The sequence below is a fragment of the Candidatus Vagococcus giribetii genome (assembly GCF_017316185.1).
GTDB classification, from domain to species: domain Bacteria; phylum Bacillota; class Bacilli; order Lactobacillales; family Vagococcaceae; genus Vagococcus; species Vagococcus giribetii.
Genome location: NZ_JAFLVX010000006.1, coordinates 27978 through 43000 on the forward strand (window position 1 = coordinate 27978; position 15023 = coordinate 43000).

11 protein-coding genes are annotated in these 15023 nt (G+C 34.4%); 1 reads left to right on the top strand and 10 read right to left on the bottom strand.

Annotated features, from left to right (window positions below):
- Nucleotides 1-16: 16 nt before the first annotated feature.
- Nucleotides 17-1171, top strand: a complete 1155-nt coding sequence (locus tag DOK76_RS01925; protein ID WP_206964592.1) for an FtsW/RodA/SpoVE family cell cycle protein — start codon at nucleotides 17-19, stop codon at nucleotides 1169-1171.
- A 66-nt stretch (nucleotides 1172-1237) separates the two neighbouring features.
- Here DOK76_RS01925 and DOK76_RS01930 read toward each other — a convergent pair whose 3' ends face one another.
- The 10 genes from DOK76_RS01930 to DOK76_RS01975 form a co-directional block, all read right to left on the bottom strand.
- Nucleotides 1238-2068 (bottom strand): DUF1189 family protein, encoded by an 831-nt coding sequence (locus DOK76_RS01930; protein WP_206964593.1) that lies wholly within the window; start codon nucleotides 2066-2068, stop codon nucleotides 1238-1240.
- Between the two features lie 12 nt (nucleotides 2069-2080).
- Entirely contained in the window at nucleotides 2081-2929 is an 849-nt protein-coding gene (locus DOK76_RS01935; protein ID WP_206964594.1) for a sugar ABC transporter permease, read from the bottom strand.
- Between the two features lies 1 nt (nucleotide 2930).
- Nucleotides 2931-4232 (bottom strand): sugar ABC transporter permease, encoded by a 1302-nt coding sequence (locus DOK76_RS01940; protein WP_206964595.1) that lies wholly within the window; start codon nucleotides 4230-4232, stop codon nucleotides 2931-2933.
- A 61-nt stretch (nucleotides 4233-4293) separates the two neighbouring features.
- Complete coding sequence (locus tag DOK76_RS01945) at nucleotides 4294-5553, bottom strand: extracellular solute-binding protein (protein WP_206964597.1); 1260 nt, start codon at nucleotides 5551-5553, stop codon at nucleotides 4294-4296.
- Nucleotides 5554-5651: 98 nt separating this feature from the next.
- Nucleotides 5652-7412, bottom strand: a complete 1761-nt coding sequence (locus tag DOK76_RS01950) for a glycoside hydrolase family 13 protein (protein WP_206964599.1) — start codon at nucleotides 7410-7412, stop codon at nucleotides 5652-5654.
- Between the two features lies 1 nt (nucleotide 7413).
- Complete coding sequence (locus tag DOK76_RS01955; RefSeq protein WP_206964601.1) at nucleotides 7414-9087, bottom strand: glycoside hydrolase family 13 protein; 1674 nt, start codon at nucleotides 9085-9087, stop codon at nucleotides 7414-7416.
- Between the two features lie 181 nt (nucleotides 9088-9268).
- Nucleotides 9269-10228, bottom strand: coding sequence for a LacI family DNA-binding transcriptional regulator (locus DOK76_RS01960; RefSeq protein ID WP_206964602.1), 960 nt, complete (start codon nucleotides 10226-10228; stop codon nucleotides 9269-9271).
- Between the two features lie 67 nt (nucleotides 10229-10295).
- Nucleotides 10296-11384, bottom strand: coding sequence for a hypothetical protein (locus DOK76_RS01965; protein WP_206964603.1), 1089 nt, complete (start codon nucleotides 11382-11384; stop codon nucleotides 10296-10298).
- Between the two features lie 77 nt (nucleotides 11385-11461).
- Nucleotides 11462-13243 (bottom strand): ABC transporter ATP-binding protein, encoded by a 1782-nt coding sequence (locus DOK76_RS01970; protein WP_206964604.1) that lies wholly within the window; start codon nucleotides 13241-13243, stop codon nucleotides 11462-11464.
- The gene (locus DOK76_RS01975) at nucleotides 13243-14994 is read right to left on the bottom strand and encodes an ABC transporter ATP-binding protein (protein ID WP_206964605.1); all 1752 of its coding nucleotides are present in this window, start codon (nucleotides 14992-14994) and stop codon (nucleotides 13243-13245) included. The genes DOK76_RS01970 and DOK76_RS01975 overlap by 1 nt, the downstream gene beginning before the upstream one ends.
- Between the last annotated feature and the right edge of the window lie 29 nt (nucleotides 14995-15023).

The following is a 15023-nucleotide window of genomic DNA, read 5'->3' on the forward strand; positions in this document are numbered from 1 at the left end:
TTAAAGGGTGAAGTCCATGTCTAGATTCAATCGTCAACAGTCAACACCAACCATCAATTATGGTTTATTGCTACCTATTTTCTTAATGCTAGTCCTAAGTATCTGGCTTCAGTATTGGGTAGCTACTTACGAAGAAGTTTCAGCAGTCAATCAAGCAATCAAACAAGTTATTTTTGTTGTAATCGGTGTCGGCGGCATGGTTATGATAAAATTCATTGATAAAAAAATCATCTGGAAATTAGTTCCGTGGATATATGTTTTTTCACTGCTTTTAATGGCCTCTCTTTACCTTTTCTATGATGTTACAATGTATAACATCACAGGGACGAAGAGATGGATTGATATTGCAGGGATTAAGTTTCAACCTTCTGAATTAGCTAAAATTGCTTATATTTTATTTATTTCAAAAGAACTCATTAAATATGAGATGAACACTAAAATAAAAACACTTTCCACAGATCTCAATTTACTCTGGAAATTATTACTCTATAGTGTTCCTTTATTCGCTTTAATGTTTATGCAAAAAGACTTTGGGACCTCCTTAGTCTTCATTTGTGTCCTAGGTGCCCTATTAATCGCCGCTGGCATTGATTGGCGTATCCTAGGGACAATTGGTGCCATTCTAGCCGTCATTGGCTGTATCCTTATTTTTCTAGTCTTTACAGAAAATGGTAATAATATACTCAAATCCCTACATTTTAAACAATACCAACTTGACCGAATACGTGCATGGCGTGATCCTTATGCTTTTGCTGATTCTATTGCCTATCAACAAGTTCAAGGTTTCATTGCAATGGGATCTGGTGGTTTATTTGGTAAAGGTTCAACAGGCATTGATATTTATGTCCCTGTCCGAGAGTCAGATATGATTTTCACCTTTATTGGAGAAGCTTATGGATTTGTAGGAGCTTCCTTAGTGATTATTCTCTACTTTTATTTATTCTTCCAAATCTTTTATACAGGATTAAAAAGCAATTCAAAATTCAATATCTATATTTGCGTAGGAGTTGTCTTTATGCTTGTCTTTCAAACATTTGAAAACATTGGAGCAGCTATTGGACTCTTACCTTTAACAGGAATTCCTCTTCCTTTCTTAAGTCAGGGAGGAACCTCTCTGATTGCGACTATGATTGCTCTAGGATTAGTTTTTGAAATGAATGTTTATGACTAACAAAAAATATTAAGAGCCTCTGATATAAGTTTTCTAACTTATATCAGAGGCTCTTAATATTTTTTGTTAGTCGTTGGCTAAACTAATCTTACCTGTTTTAGCAAAGCTGTCATTGAATTTCGTTTTAACAAACAACACTAAGATTTGAAGGGCGAGTCCTAAAGACTGCACAGTCATAATTAGGGTAATATCGTAATGAATTAACCCAAGGATCATAGCAATTAATGTTGGTAAAAACAGTGCGTTTATCGTGACGTTTAAGGCCTCTTTATATGTTTTAATAGATGACAAATGACTTCTCTTTGTCAACCAAATAAAGAAAGCTGCTCCAAAAATAAGGAATATTGTACTTGATAGTACTAGCAAGCTAACTAAAATAGTCACACTTAAAATCCGGTAAGCGGCATTTTGAGCATTCCACTCTTCATTTAACCAACTCTTAAAGTCTTCGTTTGTTTGCCAATTAGTTGGCGAAAAGCTATCCGTATAGCGTAAGTTAAATGTTAACCCATTTTTATCTTTCATCACTAATTGGTTTTCTTCAAAGTTCAAACCAGTTGCCACTTTGTCAAAACTTTCAGATGACGCATTCACATAAATCAAGTCATTAATTTGTTGTGTCTCTTTATTATCTAATGAACTATCAGTTATCGAAATACTACTTATATTTTTCATGTCCATTTTATCCATTTGAGCAACTAAATCAGGCGTAACTGATTTAAGATTAAATTCTTGTGTCTTATTAGCATTTAAAGCCACAGGATTTAATAATAGAAAAATAAGAAAAATCGATACGATTAACATTTGCCAATAAGCAAGTGTTCTACGATTTAAAAAGATTTTCTTCGGTGAAAAACAACTGACAAAATATGATATTGGAAACTGATATTCTTTCATTAAATAAAACTCCTATCCTTTTGTTCCTCCTGCAATTAAACCTGAAACAAAGTTCTTTTGTAAGAAGAAGAATAAAACTGAGATTGGTAAAGCAATTAAAATAGCACCTGCAGCAAATAATGCTACTTTTTGGTCTTTTGAGTTACTAATAAAGGTTTGTAGACCAACTGCTACGGTGATGTTTTCTGGAGATCTTAATAAGAATTTGGCTAACATGAAGTCACCAAATGGTCCCATAAATGCCCATAATGCTTGTACAGCAATCATCGGTTTTACTAATGGTAACACAATTTGAGCGAAAATTCTAAAGTGTCCCGCACCGTCTAATTTAGCCGATTCATCTAAATCGATTGGCACAGTATCAAAGTACCCCTTCATTAACCAAGTATTCATTGGAATCCCACCACCGATATAAATCAATGTTAAGAACCAAGGTTGATCCAAGGCATTTAATAAAAGAGCCATAACGTAAAAGGCTGTTAATGCTGCCATTGTTGGAACCATTTGTACGATTAAGAACAGTTTTAAACTACTATTTCGACCGATAAAACGGTAACGACTGTAAGTGTAACCTGCTAAGGTAATAATAGTTACCTGACAAACCATGGTAAAGATAGCGATAATCAATGTATTGACATACCAACTACCATATAAGGTTTCATTAAATAAGCGACTAAAATTATTAAGTGTCCATTCACTACTTAAATCTAAACTAAAAGCACTAACATTTCCCGCTTTAAAAGCTGTACTTACTGTAATTAAAATGGGATAAACAACAATAATCGATAACACAATCATGAATAAGTAGGTAAAGAACTGTGTTAAAAACTTACTTCTTTTTACAGAACTATGTGATTTCATATTAGTTGCCCTCCATATCAAATGCATTTGTTTTCTTAAAGACTATTAAGGAGATACCAATCACGATGAATGAAATAATCAAGGTAACAGCTGCTGCCACAGAATATTGTGGAGCATTTCCTGTTGTTAATTTGTAAATCCATGAAATTAAGATATCCGTAGAACCGGCTCCTCCACCTACACTACCTGGTCCACCATTATTAAATAGGTAGATCATAGAGAAGTTATTGAAGTTACCTGTGTATTGAGTAACAAAAATAGGTGCTGCCACAAATAAAATCATTGGCATTGTAATTGATTTGAATCGTTGAATAGCATTAGCACCATCAATTTTAGCTGCTTCATATAATTCACCTGGAATTGATTGTAAGATACCAGTTGTCATTACGTAGATATAAGGGAATCCTAACCAACCTTGAATCATAATAATCGCAACTTTTGTCCAGAATGGATCTGTCTTCCAAGCAATCGCACCAATATCAACAAAAGGTAAATGATTTAACATAGGAATTACCTGTGTATTGATTGCACCAATACTATCATTAAAGATGTTTGAGAAACTCATGATCGTAATAAAAGCTGGTACTGCCCATGGAAGTAAGAAAATAACACCAAAAATTCGTTTACCTTTGATGAATGATTGGTTCGCTACAACAGCCGTAAAGACACCTAAAACAATTTGTAGAGTTGAGGCACATAGTGTCCAAATAACTGTCCAACTAAATACAGCTCCAAAAGTTGAGCGATATGAACTTAAGAAGAAAATACTAAAGAAGTTTTTTACGCCTACCCAGTCAATTAAACTTGCTGGTGGAATGTGTTTGAAATCGTAATTAGTAAAGGCCATGAATAAAGTAACTAATACTGGGAAAATAATAGCAATTGTCATAACAATATAAGCTGGTAATGTTAATAGATACGGGAAGCCTGAATCTAATACATTATGGATTGTTTCTTTTGCTGTTGTACTTACTTTGTCTCCATTGTTCCATTTTTTTGCAATTTGTTTTGCATCTCTTAAATTGATTACATAAAAAATGAGGAAAACGACTGTAATAATAATTTGTAAAGTTCCTTCAATTAAAAGAAATAGTGAATGATCCTCCATTGGAACTGTACCTAATGTAATGAAACCTTCCATTGCAGGTACACCAAAAGTAACAAGTTCTACAAGAAATGCGATAAAAATACCTAAAAAGATAATTCCCTTGAATTTCTGTTCGTTATAAAATTGTCCTAAACCTGGAATAATTGAAAGAAGGGTCGCTTTTTTGACGTCTTTCTCTTTTCGTTTGATATCCATTGATATATCTCCTTATCTAAAATAAGACATCGGCAGAGTTTTTTCTCTGCCGATGGTACTCTTATTCACCGTATTTTTGATCGATGTTTTCTTTAATCACTTTAACTGCAGCATCTGCAGCTTCTTTAGGTGTTTTCTTACCTGATGCAGCGTCAAACATTAAGTTTTCTCCACCAGCCCAAACTTCAGCCATTTCTGGAATGTTTGGCATTGGTTTAGCATTTTCGTATTGAGCAATAACAGCGTTTGTTAATTCGTTGTTTTGTTCAGTAGCAAATTTACGTGAATTGTTGTTAGCAGGTACTTCTTGAGTCATTTCATAGAATTTATTTTGGTTGTCATCATTTGTTACATAATCAATGAATTTTTGACCCATTTCTTTGTTTTTAGAGTAGTTACTAATAACCCATGCTTTTCCTCCACCAAATGCTTGGTACTCTTTACCATTTTTTAGTGTAGGGATTTTAGCAACACCGAAGTTTAAACCAGTTTCTTTGTAGTTAGCAGCAGCCCAAGGTCCATCAATAATTGCTGCAGCTTTACCTTCTGTAAATTGACTTGTTACAAAGTCACCAGCAGCTTTAATATCCATCATACCTTTTGGCCAAGTTTTTTGGAACCAATCAGTTGCGTATTGAATTCCTTCAATAGAACCTTCATTGTTTAAACCAACATCTTTAGGGTTTGTTCCTTCATCACCAAATACGTATCCACCGTAACCTGATAATAAACCATAAGCAAAGTAGAAGTCAGTCCATTTAGCTAAGAAACCAGTGTTTTTTCCTTCTTCTCCCTTAAATGCAAATCTTTCATCTTTTCCTAGAGCTTCTAAATCATCAAATGTTTTTGGAGCATCTTTAACTAAATCTTTGTTGTAATACATAACTAGAGTTTCGATAACGGCTGGCGCTCCGTAAAATTTACCATCAACTGTAACTTGTTTTTTGTCAGTTTCATTGTAAATCTTGTCGTCTACTTTTACTTCAGCTAAATGTCCTTGTTGTCCTAAAGGTCCTAAGCGGTCATAAGCCGACATCATTACGTCTGGCGCTTTACCAGCTGGTCCATCAAGTGATAAGGCATCTAAATTCTCAAACATATCTTTTTCGATAATTTTAACAGTTACTCCGTTTTCTTTTTCGAAGTCACCTTTTATTTCTTCAAGATATTTTACATATCCTTTATCTACAGATACTTCTAATGTTTTAGAATCTTCTTTGCTTGCTTCTTTTTTATCTTTACCGCCTCCACAAGCTACTAAAGTTAGCATAGCTGTTGTTGCTAGTAAACCTAAACCAATACGTTTCCATCCTTTTTTCATTGAAAAAGCCTCCTATGTATTTTCTTTACACTCTTAGATTAGTCTGTTTCATCTTGTTTTGCAACCGTTTTTATGATGTTACCGATAACACCTTTTGTCTATTTAGAGATAATGAAACCATTTTCTTTTATCACATAACCATTTTCTGTTTTTTCAGTGTTTTGACTTAATAGAATCTCTGTATCGACTGATATAATTTGGTTTTCTTTACCTTTATTAAAGTATCCTGTAACCTTACCATTTTCTGATTCACGTGTGAAAATAACGTATTTTTCATCATTGTTTAATTCTTCAAATGTTAAGCTACCATAAGATAGAATACTTTGTTTTTCTTTTCTTAGCGCAACCAATTGCTTAGTAAATGCTAGGAACTCAAGATCTTGATTTTCTTCTTCCCAAACCATACAACGACGGCAATCTGGGTCATTTGCTCCAGTCATACCAATCTCAGTACCATAATAAATACATGGTGAACCATGTTGCATAAAGGTGAATGCTAAACTCATTTTAGCAATGTCTTTGTTTTCTCCAGAAATGTGTAACAATCTAGCAGTGTCATGTGAGTCTAAACAGTTAAACATCACTTGATTCGTTTGATCACGGTATAACATTAATTGCTCATATAACCCACTAGCCATTTTCGTTGAAGAAATCGCATCTTTTACAAAGAAGTTTGTCACGGTTTCAGTGAAGGCGTAGTTCATAACAGCATGGAATTCATCTCCATTTAACCAACTTTGAGACGAATGCCAAATCTCACCTAAGATATAGAAATCTTTATCAATCGCTGTTGTTGCTTCGTAGAATCGTTTCCAGAATTGGTGATCCACTTCATTTGCCACGTCTAAACGCCACGCATCAATGTTAAACTCTCTCACCCAATAAGTCGCAATATCTAATAAGTAATCTTGAACTTCTTTATTGGCTGTGTTTAATTTAGGCATCATTGGTGTGAAAGCAAATGTGTCATAAGACAATGTTTTGGCTCCTTCGACATTTCCATTTTTACCAAGTTCAACTGGGAAGCTATGGATATGGAACCAATCTTTATATTGAGAATCTTCACCATTTTTTACGACGTCTTGGAATTGTGGTGAGTAGTACCCCATATGATTGAATACCGCATCTAACATAATTTTGATACCACGTTTATGAGCTTCATCAACTAATTTTTTGAATGTTTCTTTATCGCCAAAATCAGGATCAATCTCAAAATAATCAATAGTGTCATACTTGTGATTTGATGATGCTTTGAAGATTGGACAGAAGTATAAACCATTAATCCCAAGATCTTCTAAGTAATCTAAGTGATCAATAACCCCTTGTAAGTCTCCACCGAAGAAGTCTTCACGATCAGGATGTTTACTTCCCCATGGTAATGTTCCTTCTGGGTCATTTGAAACATCTCCATTAGCAAAGCGTTCAGGGAAAATTTGATACCACACAGTTTCTTTTACCCATTCAGGTGATTTGAAACGATCAATTTCTTGGAAGAATGGCATTCTAAAATAATTTTCAGCTTTTTCAATAACCGTTTCAGACATATCAAAAATGCCTCTATCTCCGTAAAAAACTTCTTCTTGATCTGCGCCAACTACATGAAACGCGTATTGAATACGTCTAAATTCTGCACCAAAAGCAATTTGCCAGTAATCGTAATCTTCAGTTGTTGCGATTTTTTTCATTGGTTCAGATTCTTTAAACCACTCGTCTTGGTGGATTAGGTAAGGATCGCCTTTAATGACATCAACGCTAAGAACATCATCTTTCTTAGTTCTTAAGCGAACGTGCATCACGTCTTTCTCAAATAAATAAGCGTACTCGCTATCTGGTCTATGTAATAATGCGGCTCTTTCCATTCTATTCTTCATCCTTTTTTATATATAGTTTATAAGTATAAGGTGCTACTGTCTTACCAATAACATCTTCTGAATCCATTTTTAATATCCAATCTGAATAGCTATCTAACCAAGCAGGTGCGACTACTTCTTCACCCGTTAAGTTAACAAGCACAAGGGCTTCTTCTTGGTTGTATTGTCGTTTATACGCCAAGATATTATCCGTAGTTTCTAAAAAGATAACCTCTCCAAACGTAAATAAATCTTCTGATTTAAGTTGAATCAACTGTTTATAAAAGGCTAACACACTCATCTCATCTTGACTTTCCACTGCTACGTTATAGAACATTTCTCTGTTTTCACCAATCCAGTTGGCCTTTGTAGAAAATCCAGCAAATTCACTAGCATCCCACTGCATGACACCACGACTAGCTTCTTTATTAACTGAAGCAATTCGTCTTAAAGCCTGTTCTTTTTTTAATCCATTCTCTAATAACTGAATGTATTGAGAGGTGGCTTGAGGACTTTGGAAAAGCTCAATGTCACGAATTTCTAAATTTTTCATACCAATTTCTTCTCCGTAAAGAATGACTGGAATACCTCGTAATAAATACATAGATAGAGCTAATGCTTTAGCACTCTTATCACGGTATTGAGTGTCATCTCCAAAACGAGACACAACTCTAGGCATGTCATGATTATTCCAATAAAGGGTTGGTAGTTTTCCTTCTGAAAGGGAGTGTTGCCATTTTTTTAGTTTTTGTTTCATTTCAGGAGCATCAAGAGTTCGTTTCTCTAAGCCCTTAGGTATCCTCTCATCTTGTTCAATGATTCGTTCAGCAAAATGATCAAAGGAAATAACCGTTTGGCATAAATCTTCACGAATATAACTATCTGCCAACTCAGGCGTTGCTGAAGCGGCTTCACCTAAAATAAAGCAATCTGGTTTCACTTCTTTAATCTCTGAGATAAACTCTGATAAGTAGCGTTTTACTTCAGGTAGATTCGCATAATACTCTTCCGCAATAGCAATCTCACCTGCTGGTACATTAGGAACGTCCTTATTAAAATCGTCTTTGATCATATGAATAAAGGCATCTAATCTAAAACCGTCTACTCCTTTATCTAACCAGAACTTAGCGATTTCTACCATGGCACGCTTCACTTCAGGGTTTTTCCAATTTAAATCTGGCATTTTTTTGGCAAATAAGTGAAAGTAATACTGATTACTTTTTTCTTCTTTTTCCCACACAGAACCACCAAAAAATGACTCCCAATTATTTGGTGCTACTCCATCTGCTTTTTCATCAGCCCATAAATAATAATCACGGTAAATATTGGCTTTGCCTCTTAAAGCTTCTTGGAACCACGGGTGTTGATCAGAGGTGTGATTTAACACTAAATCAAGTAAAATCTTAATATCTCGCTTGTGTGCTTCATGAATTAACGTTTCAATATCTTCTAAGCCACCGAAAATCTCATCAATGGCATAGTAGTTGGAAATGTCGTAACCGTTATCAATTTGTGGTGAAATAAATATGGGATTTAACCACAGAGTATTAACGCCTAAATCTTTGATATAATCCAGAGAATCAATAATCCCTTTTAAATCACCAATACCGTCTCCATTCGTATCTTTAAAGCTTTTAGGATACACTTGATAAACAACTGCCTTTTCCCACCATGCCTCTTTCATGTTACCCCTCCTTTTAATCTGTTCATTCATAGTCTATGAAATGTTCTTTCATAACTCAACTAAAAAAAGAATGTTAACGATAACAAGATTTCAATTCGTGATATTATCAAACAAAAAAACGATGAAAACCTTCTTCACTTCCCCTACTTTTAAGGTAAGCAAAAAAGACTAACCAGTTTGGCTAGTCTTTCTTTAACTTAGTACTACCACGAACAATCAACTCTGCTTCGAACAGTTGATTGCCTTGAGGGGCACCGTTTTGTTTAATTTTATTTAACAGCATGGTTGCACATGCCGCTCCCATTTCAAAAACAGATTGCTTAACAGTTGTTAGTCTTGGATAAGCAATTTGGTCTAAAAAGACACCGTCAAAACCAATCACACCGTAATCCTCTGGTATATTGGCTTCATTTTTTTGAAGTCCTCTTTCAACCCCAATCGCTAGACGATCACTACTGCAAACAAAGGCTGTATTTTTAGGATACTTACTGAATTCTTCTTCAATATAGCGATTTGAATACCTAGAACGGTTTTTAAAACGCACAATCTCAGGAACTTTTTGATACCGTTGCATGGTATTAATGTAGCCAGCTTCTCTAGAAAATTCAAAGGGCTCTTTGACATCAATACCAACATAAACAATTTTGTCATACCCTTCTTTAATGGCATGTTCTGTCGCAATTTCTGTTCCTTTTGTGTTATCTGTATCAACAAAGTCATAACCATAGCGGTTTTCACCAAATAAAACAAAAGGTTTTTCCAACCGTTCAACCCAGTCATTATGCTCAGCTCGCATACCTGTAATAATATACCCATCACTTTGACCTAAATCAAAACTGTTTTCCGTCACTAACTGTAAGGAATATTGATGTTTATCTAACTCTTTAGAAATACCCATTAATAAATTCATGTAGTAAGGTTCAGTTGTATCAATCTCTTCCAAAATAAAAAACTTAATAATTTGTGTTCGATTATTGGCAAGAGCCTTTGCAGCAACATTAGGCTTATAATTTAAATCCTTCATTGCTTGAAACACTAATTCTTTAAGCTCATCTGTCACTTTTTCAGGATGATTGATGACTCTTGAAACCGTCATTTTTGAGACGTTTGCTTTTTTAGCAACATCAGATAAAGTGGTCATATTTACCCCTCCCAATTTTGAACTGACTAATGTCATTATACGTTATTTCGAATAATAATCTAGTCAATTATTTTTCTGACGTCTCGAAAACGTTTTCTAAAATGCGAGATTGTAGCCATTCTATCAACTCTTTTTCAACTCGAAATTCTCCTAAATTACTTGCTTTGTCCTCACTGGCTAGGGCTAATTTAATTAACTCATTTGCCTCTTCTAATTGATGATTGTAAAAGTAAGTTTTAGCAGCAAGAACACGCTGATTACTTATAAGAGGGAGCTTTAAATAATTAATTAACTTCTTGTCCGATACTAACTCTTCAATTCGTTCATCTTCTCTATGTTGAGTTAACAAATAAAAGAGTAATTCTTTTTCTACCTCTAGTTGGTAGGGTAAGACCAAGTTATCTCTTTTTTGCCATAAATTGTTTAGTTTTGTGTCAACATCAGGCCAATTTCTTGTTTCTAATGATAAACCTAAGCTTAAAAGGTCTTGGAAATGATTAAAATGAGTTTCATTCGGCACTCCTGGAATTTTCTCAAAGTAATCTTTAGATAACTCACTAAAACGACTTCCTTGTGTCATTTCAGCATTTGTTGCTAATTGAATATACAATAACTTTTGATTTTCTTTAGAGGCTTTAGCAATCTGTAACGTTTTCCCATCATTAAATCCAAAAGGAATCAAATTAGTTAACCCTGTAAAGAGTCCTAGAAAAACAAAAGCTATTGAAAATGTTGGTGCAAGTGGATAAGCCATTAAAAATATGATACTGGCTAGCCCATTAAACAGGACGCCTCCTAAAAGATATAATTGAAATGGATAGTTCTCTTTATAAGCTGGTGGTTCCAATAGACATTGCCCTAATGTGCCTGGTACTTTATGTCTCACTAAACGGTATTTCCCATTAATTAAAACTAAGCATAGAGAAAATAACCGAAAACTTACAAATCGGTAGCCTGTTAATAAGCCTAAAACTAAATGACCACTTTCGTGGATAACAATATGTAAAATAAAACTAATTCCGATATACAACACGACCAGTAATAAGTCTCCAAGTTGAAAGTTTATTCCAGTTTCACCTAACAAAAAACCTCCAACACTACCTAAAACAAAACAGAATAAAAAGAACAATACTTGTTTAAGTTTACCTTGCTTCATGACTCTCCTCCTTTTCTATTAGTTTAACATAAAAAAGAGACTAGTACTTTTAACTACTAGTCTCAAAACATATTGTCTTAAATTCGGCTATTTTGTAGACGGTACATATCATAATACAAGCCCTCTTGTATTATGAGCTCATCATGATTACCACGTTCTACAATTTTTCCTTTTTCTAATACTAAAATAAGATTAGCATCTTTAATCGTTGATAAACGGTGGGCTATGGCAATCGTTGTCCGACCATGTCTCATTTTTTCTAATCCTTGTTGAATGAGATTTTCTGTTTCTGTATCGATATTAGCTGTGGCTTCATCTAAAACAAGTATTTTAGGATCTGTCACAATGGTTCTAGCAAAAGAAATCAATTGACGTTGACCACTTGAAAAGCTTGAACCACCTTCTAAAACTTTAGCGTGATACTTACCAGGTAAGGTATTGATGTATTCATCTGCCTGAACAAATTTAGCAGCTTCTACAATCTGTTCATCAGTTATCTCTTTATTCAAGAGGCGAATGTTACTTGAAATGTCTCCGTAAAACATAAACGCATCTTGAAGCACTAAACCCATCTTTTCTCTCAACTCAGTCATTGGGTAATCTTTGATATCTACGTCATCAATCAAGATTTGCCCTTCATAAAATTCATAAAAACGCATCATGACATTAATGATAGAGCTTTTCCCACTACCTGTGTGTCCTACAAGAGCTACCGTTTCACCAGGATTAGCAATGAAACTAATATTATTTAACACGTTGTGTTTTCCATCATAAGAAAAACTAACCTGTCTAAACTCGATTTTAGCGTCTTTAATTTTAGCACTTGCACCTGGGTGTTGTTGTGGTGTTACTTCTTCATGATCCAAGATATGAATGATTCGACTTCCCGCCACGACACCGTCTTGGAAAATACTTAGAAAATCCATCATATTTGTCATTGGATTAAAAAATTGTTGTACATATGAAATAAAAGCATAGATAAGCCCTACATCAACTGGTGAACTCAACGCATCTACTCCAAAAAAGCCTAAAACTAACGCAGTTGCTAAGGCAAACAATAAGTTAATAATCGGCGCTAGTAACAAGGAGTTTGTTTTAATCATCGCGTATTTTGATTGAAGATAATCATCATTACTTGCTTCAAACTCTTCTTCTAGACGTTCTTCTTGTCTAAAATATTGAACAATTGACATACCAGATATGGATTCATTTAATTTTGTGTTTAAGTTACTTAATTTTTCTCTCATACCACGGTAAATTTTAGAACTAAATTTTTGATAGTACCAAATAATCACACCGAGTATAGGAAAGAAAATTAAACAAATCAACGTTAAAGATACATTGATAAACGACATAGCAATAAATGAGGCTGCCACACCAAATATCGCTGATAATACACTAATAAAAACTAGCCAAAATTCAAAGAGAGTTTCTGTATCATTTGTCACACGAGAAACAATTGAACCTGCTGGTGTTTGGTCAAAGTAACGCATTCCTAATCCCTGTAACTTTTTAAATAACTCTAGACGAATGGATTGGTAAGTTTTAAGAGATCCTTTGAAATATAAAACCCACTGACCATACCAGACAAGAGCCTTAAATAAAATTCCCAAAGCATAAAGACCAGCAAAATAAAGAATAACATCCATGGTCACGTTACCTGTGGTTAAATGATTATCCATCAGTACTTGTAAAATTTTAGGTAACAAAATATTAATCACTGCTAAAAAAACAGCAAAGGTTAGTGACAAGAAAAATTCTTTCTTAAATGGTTTAGCGAAGGTTAATAGGCGTTTAATAATGGTCTTTTGTTCTTTCATCGTAAACGATTTTGACCAAGCTGATTTTGATTCTTCCATTATCTCACTCCCCCTTCGATTTTACTTTCTAACTGTTGGTAATCATACATCTTATTGTACCAACCATCTAATGCTACTAGTTCCTCATGTGTCCCTCTTTCAATAATTCTTCCTTCATCAATCACTAAAATTTCACTGGCATGTTTGACACTACTCAAACGATGGGTACAAATAATTGTTGTTTTATCCGCACGAGAAGTTTTTAAATTCGTTAAAATTTTCTCTTCTGTTTTAGCATCAACTGCTGATAAGGCGTCATCTAAAATTAGCAATTCTGGTTGAACTAAAAGAGCTCGAGCAATTGATATCCGCTGTTTTTGACCACCAGATAGTGACACACCTCTTTCACCTACCATGGTGTCATAACCTTCAGAAAAACCAAGAATATCTTCATGAACAGCCGCCTCTTTTGCAATTCTTTCAACTGCTTGTTGACTAGCTTTTGGTGCACCAAAGCGAATGTTATCTCGAACCGTCATAGAGAATAAAAAGTGGTCTTGAGGCACATAACCAATAGAATGGAGTAAAGCATCTAATGTGTAATGTTGAATGTCATTTCCATCAATCTTGATAGAACCTTCATACGAATCGTACTCTCGCATAAGTAATTTAAGCATGGTTGTTTTACCTGCCCCAGTCTTTCCAACAATCCCCAAAGTGTGACCTTCTTTTAGATCGAACTGAACATCTTGTAACGTTGGTTCTTTATCCCCGTGATAGGTAAAGGACTCCACATTATAAGATAAATCACCTTTAGCCGGTTTTGAAATACCTGTTGTCATCTCTTTAATACTTGATTCTTCTCGCATTAACTCTGAAACACGATCATAACTGGCATTCCCTCGTTGAATAACATTGAAGAAACGACCAATCGCAAACATCGGCCAAACTAACATACCAATATAATTAAAGAACGAGATTAACTGACCAATTGAGATGGTTCCATTACTGACATAGTAACCACCTAAAATAATGGAAATAATATAAGATAGACCAATAATTAAAGTAATCAGTGGATCAAATAAAGCATCTAAGTTGTTAACTTTGGTGTTTTTCTTAATAGAATAATCAATTTTTTCTTTAAAATCCTCGATGTCTTCTTTTTCTTGACCAAATGTTTTAATTACTTTGATACCTGTAATACTTTCCTGTGTCTTATCGTTTAACTTAGAGAATGCCGCTTGAGATTCTTTAAACGCGTCATGCATTTTATTACCTAATTTACTTGATAATAATGCCAATAGCGGAAAAGGAATCAAGGCAATCACTGTTAATCTTGGATCAACAAAAAGCATCATAGCAACAATGGTAATCATCCCTGTGATAAATGCATCAGCAAATGTCAAAATACCTGCTCCTGCAACGTTTTGAATAGCATTCAAGTCATTTGTGGCATGAGCCATCAAGTCCCCTGTTCGGTATTTTTGATAAAACACTTGATCCATTTTTGTAAAATGATGGAACAGTCGTTTTCGCATCAGTTTTTCTAACCGAGCAGCTCCACCCCATATGTGTTTACGCCACACATAGCGCAAACCATAAACAGAAAAAGCTGAAACAACCAAAACTGAAATCCATAGCACTAGCTTATCCCTTGTTAGTGTGTTTTGTGTGATATTATCCACCACAATCCCGATAACTCTCGGTGGAATTAATTGAATCACTGCTACTAATATTAATGTTGATACCCCGATAAAATAATTCTTTTTCTCTTCCTTAAAAAACCAAGATAGTTTTCTAAAAATAGCCAAGTCCTTCACTCCTTTTTTAAAACAAAAAA

Excerpts from the sequence above, each read along its gene's own strand:
- DOK76_RS01955 (WP_206964601.1), bottom strand. The coding sequence starts at position 9,087 with ATGAAAGAGGCATGGTGGGAAAAGGCAGTTGTTTATCAAGTGTATCCT.
- DOK76_RS01930 (WP_206964593.1), bottom strand. The coding sequence starts at position 2,068 with ATGAAAGAATATCAGTTTCCAATATCATATTTTGTCAGTTGTTTTTCA.
- DOK76_RS01965 (WP_206964603.1), bottom strand. The coding sequence starts at position 11,384 with ATGAAGCAAGGTAAACTTAAACAAGTATTGTTCTTTTTATTCTGTTTT.
- DOK76_RS01950 (WP_206964599.1), bottom strand. The coding sequence starts at position 7,412 with ATGGAAAGAGCCGCATTATTACATAGACCAGATAGCGAGTACGCTTAT.
- DOK76_RS01940 (WP_206964595.1), bottom strand. The coding sequence starts at position 4,232 with ATGGATATCAAACGAAAAGAGAAAGACGTCAAAAAAGCGACCCTTCTT.
- DOK76_RS01925 (WP_206964592.1), top strand. The coding sequence starts at position 17 with ATGTCTAGATTCAATCGTCAACAGTCAACACCAACCATCAATTATGGT.
- DOK76_RS01945 (WP_206964597.1), bottom strand. The coding sequence starts at position 5,553 with ATGAAAAAAGGATGGAAACGTATTGGTTTAGGTTTACTAGCAACAACA.
- DOK76_RS01960 (WP_206964602.1), bottom strand. The coding sequence starts at position 10,228 with ATGACCACTTTATCTGATGTTGCTAAAAAAGCAAACGTCTCAAAAATG.
- DOK76_RS01935 (WP_206964594.1), bottom strand. The coding sequence starts at position 2,929 with ATGAAATCACATAGTTCTGTAAAAAGAAGTAAGTTTTTAACACAGTTC.
- DOK76_RS01970 (WP_206964604.1), bottom strand. The coding sequence starts at position 13,243 with ATGGAAGAATCAAAATCAGCTTGGTCAAAATCGTTTACGATGAAAGAA.